The following is a 3,164-nucleotide window of genomic DNA, read 5'->3' as shown; positions in this document are numbered from 1 at the left end:
CGCTCACCCGAATACACCAAGGCGAGGGCACTGCGCGCGGGCGCCGTAGACATCGACATCATCGTAATCGAAGGCTACGACGGGCCGCAGCCGACGGACTGATCGCCTCTCCCGCGCGCCCTTTCGGCGCGCCGAGGGGCGCCACCCACCTCAGTGGAGGCCACCCTGGTTGGCAGGCTGATGTCGGCTGATGTGCCAGAGCTGCCGAAATTCGGCGGTGCGGCAAGTCGGCAGCTATCTGCGGTACACCGGCCTTGGCGCCAACCCATTCGGAAAGGCAGCTCGTGACCCATAAGAGACATCGGTTGCTCGAAGTGCTATGTATCAGCCAACGCCACCGGAGTCAGCCGCTTGCCGTGTATTGTCAGAGCGCCAACAGTCGAAGAGCTGCCAGCGCTCTCGGCGTTGTGCTTCCGGTCGAAAGCGGTGTGGGGCTACGACAGCGACTTCATGGAGGCGTGTCGCAGAGAACTCACCATTGAACCATGTGACTTGCGATCAAGCTCGATTGCGGTTGCAGAAGAGAACGGCAAGATCGTTGGCGTTGCTCAGATCAAGGTAATCGGAAGCGAAGCAGATTTGCTGAAGCTGTTTGTCGAACCGACGACGCTGCGTGGCGGTGTCGGAAGGACCCTCTTTGTTTGGGCGACCGACCAAGCAACAAGCAGGGGTGCCGATCGCCTGGTGATCGAAGCCGACCCGGATGCCGCGCCCTTCTACAGGCGAATGGGCGCTGAGGATTGTGGCCTCGCTCCGTCCGCGTCAATACCCGGAAGGATGCTGCCAAAGCTAGTTAAGGCGCTACGATCGACTTGAGTGCGCATGTCGCGTTTGGCCCGACTGAGAAATTTCGGAGCCTCGAATCGATGTCGGCTGTCTGACCTGGTGCCGACCAGATTTGCTCCAATTGAGGTTTTCGGCACGGACCCACAACGGTCGTTCCCCGGTCTCCGACCGCGCCGCAAAATGCCGGGCAACGATGCCGGGCGTGGTAGTCTGGCGTGCTACCGGGCTTTGCGAGAGGGCTCCATGAGATGGCGCGAGTTCATCAGCCTGCTTGGCAGAGTGGCGACTCCCTGGCTCGCAAAACCGACTTCCCTTCAGACCGTTTCTACACGGCCAAGACCCAAACCGGACCCAGAGCCTTTGCGGCAGCTGCATCAATTGAGTGTGGTCGAGCCTCAGGCGCGTTTTTCTGCAAGAATCGCGGTGTCGCGCTGCTTGTCACTAAAGGCAATCCACTCGGCATTCATGGCCTGGCGGACGTGATACGTTCAGGTACGCGGGTCGCGCTGCCGGATACCGGCGATGTCCGTGCGAAGTGCCTTGCTGCCACAGAGGAGCTGCTTGGAAAAGCCGCAGCCGACGCTCTCGTCGCAGCTGAATCGAGTTTCCCCGGTCGCCTTGGCATCATGCATCGCGATCCCGCGGTTACGCAGACGTAGCCTTTACATGGTATCACCTCGTTTCATACTGGGTGCGGATATTTCCAAATCACTTCGAGTTTGTTGCCGTTCCGGGCACGGAGCCGTACTTCACCCAGATCGCCTTGGCTAGCGTCAATCATCCGCTGCGTTCCGGTGCCATGAAAGCATTTGACGAATTCTTCTTCAGCCGGGCAAGGGACGTGTACCCCCGATATGATTTCGCGCGCATGAATGAGGATGAATTCGCAGCGCCTCTGGCGCTCAATTGATCTCTCGAAAGCCGGGAAGTCGGCATTTGGCACTTGCGCCGCTACGCATCCTCGGTCGCTAACGGGGCATAGCGGAAATCGACAGGCCGACGCCTATTGCAGAGGGCGACGCTCGTGACCCGCTGCTGGCATCCTCAATTTGGATCAACTCCGCTCTCGTGCGTAATCGAGACGGTCTCGCCTAGACCGAGCACCCCCGGCTCCGGAAGCCCGCGCATGAGGTGTCGTCGGAAACTTAGGGGGGAATTTAGAGTTTCCCATCGTTTCCCATCTGGAGGGTGCCATGCGAAGAACGATTTTGGTTCTAACCTAACAGTCATTTTTTGTGCGCCAACGACAGTCATGGCGTTGACAGCCGAGCGGGCGCTGGTCGGAGACTCTGAATTGGGAGCTGCTGGCGTTGCCATCCAGCAAGGCCAAATCGCTCCCGGCGACGTCGCCGGAAGCGGCCACGGAGGCTTCTTGGGAGGCAATGTGATCCTCGCCAAGGGCGACAAGTCTGGAACCGGTCCTGGTCTTGGCGGCCACAAGGGCGCCCACAAGGCTGAGGGAAAGGGTGGCCAGCATGGTAAAGATAAAGGTAAATGAGCGTATCCGCGCAGCCACAAAGCATCGCGCAGCCCGCAAAGCATGAAACGGCACAGAGAAACGCTAGCGGCGGCTCCGAGCCTCGCACCTTCTGCGATGCTTGACCCGTCGCGTTGCGGGTGCCTGTTTGTACAGCTAATCTGACTTTGAGAACGGCTGGCGAGGTGGGCCTGCGCACCTCGCGGTTAAGCTCCCGACCGACCTACCCGAATTCAAAGCTCGTGCGAGCCCTTGCTTTACGCTCGCGCTCGTCTCTCTGGTTGGCGCTCCGCGCCTAGCCGATTGAAGCTTTCCATGACATTGCGAGCGCAGCGCCCGAAGTCAGCTTTTTGGCCCTCAGCTGACTTCGGTTGCAAACGCCGCGATGCCCGCTCTCAGAGGTGGAGCGGACCAAGATCGAACTCAGCTTTCCAGATATTTGGTCGTTCGGGGGACGGGACGGGCCGTCCAAGCCGCGTGCTCCGGCATGAAAGCGAGAATAGCCTCCATTTCCAATTCACCGGTCATGTAGATGATGACGCGCATACCGTCTTGGGGACCATTGGGGATACGACCCATATCCTCCTTGGAGGCGTTCAGCCAGAGGCCGTAACCGTCTTCCACACGCTCATTTGCGTCGAAGTAAATACGATACATTCAAAACGGCCGTCTCTGTTGGCGGCCTCTTGCATACCAGATCACACCTGCAATGTCGCCTGTTGTGCGCATTGCGACGCAAATCCATGTCGGCTGGCATGTCGGCGATTAGGGTAAGAGCGGACTCGTTGTGCTCAATGTGAGTTTTGTCGCTCGTGACCGAAAGCGCACGTCCGGCGAGCACTTGCCTGTGGATGTGTTTGCATCGCGCGGGAGCCGAGGCAGAGCGACCAAGCCGGTCACC

4 protein-coding genes are annotated in these 3,164 nt (G+C 59.5%); 3 read left to right on the top strand and 1 reads right to left on the bottom strand.

The genetic code is table 11. The features are described from left to right. Nucleotides 1–426 precede the first annotated feature (426 nt). The 3 genes from F758_RS0142790 to F758_RS0142775 all read left to right on the top strand — a co-directional run bounded on the left by F758_RS0142790 (nt 427) and on the right by F758_RS0142775 (nt 2,284). Nucleotides 427–816 carry a GNAT family N-acetyltransferase gene (locus tag F758_RS0142790; protein ID WP_198026722.1) on the top strand — a complete coding sequence of 130 codons (390 nt, stop codon included), beginning with the start codon at nt 427–429 and terminating at the stop codon, nt 814–816. Nucleotides 817–1,034: 218 nt separating this feature from the next. Next, the gene (locus tag F758_RS50630) at nt 1,035–1,445 is read left to right on the top strand and encodes a hypothetical protein (RefSeq protein ID WP_157450565.1); all 411 of its coding nucleotides are present in this window, start codon (nt 1,035–1,037) and stop codon (nt 1,443–1,445) included. Nucleotides 1,446–2,038: 593 nt separating this feature from the next. Next, nucleotides 2,039–2,284, top strand: coding sequence for a hypothetical protein (locus F758_RS0142775; protein ID WP_024513484.1), 246 nt, complete (start codon nt 2,039–2,041; stop codon nt 2,282–2,284). A gap of 402 nt (nt 2,285–2,686) precedes the next feature. Here the strand turns inward: F758_RS0142775 and F758_RS0142770 are convergent, their stop codons facing one another. Beyond that, a complete protein-coding gene (locus F758_RS0142770) occupies nt 2,687–2,920 on the bottom strand; it encodes a hypothetical protein (RefSeq protein ID WP_024513483.1) in 234 nt (77 codons plus the stop codon). Nucleotides 2,921–3,164 lie beyond the last annotated feature (244 nt).

Origin of the sequence: Bradyrhizobium sp. ARR65, from assembly GCF_000472385.1 — a bacterium.
GTDB lineage: Bacteria > Pseudomonadota > Alphaproteobacteria > Rhizobiales > Xanthobacteraceae > Bradyrhizobium.
The sequence above is the reverse complement of the archived record's forward strand: the minus strand, read 5'-3'. Positions and strand labels throughout refer to the sequence as shown.

Bases quoted from the DNA above. Each gene is read 5' to 3' on its own strand.
- F758_RS50630 (WP_157450565.1), top strand. From the start codon at position 1,035: ATGGCGCGAGTTCATCAGCCTGCTTGGCAGAGTGGCGACTCCCTGGCT.
- F758_RS0142775 (WP_024513484.1), top strand. From the start codon at position 2,039: ATGGCGTTGACAGCCGAGCGGGCGCTGGTCGGAGACTCTGAATTGGGA.
- F758_RS0142770 (WP_024513483.1), bottom strand. From the start codon at position 2,920: ATGTATCGTATTTACTTCGACGCAAATGAGCGTGTGGAAGACGGTTAC.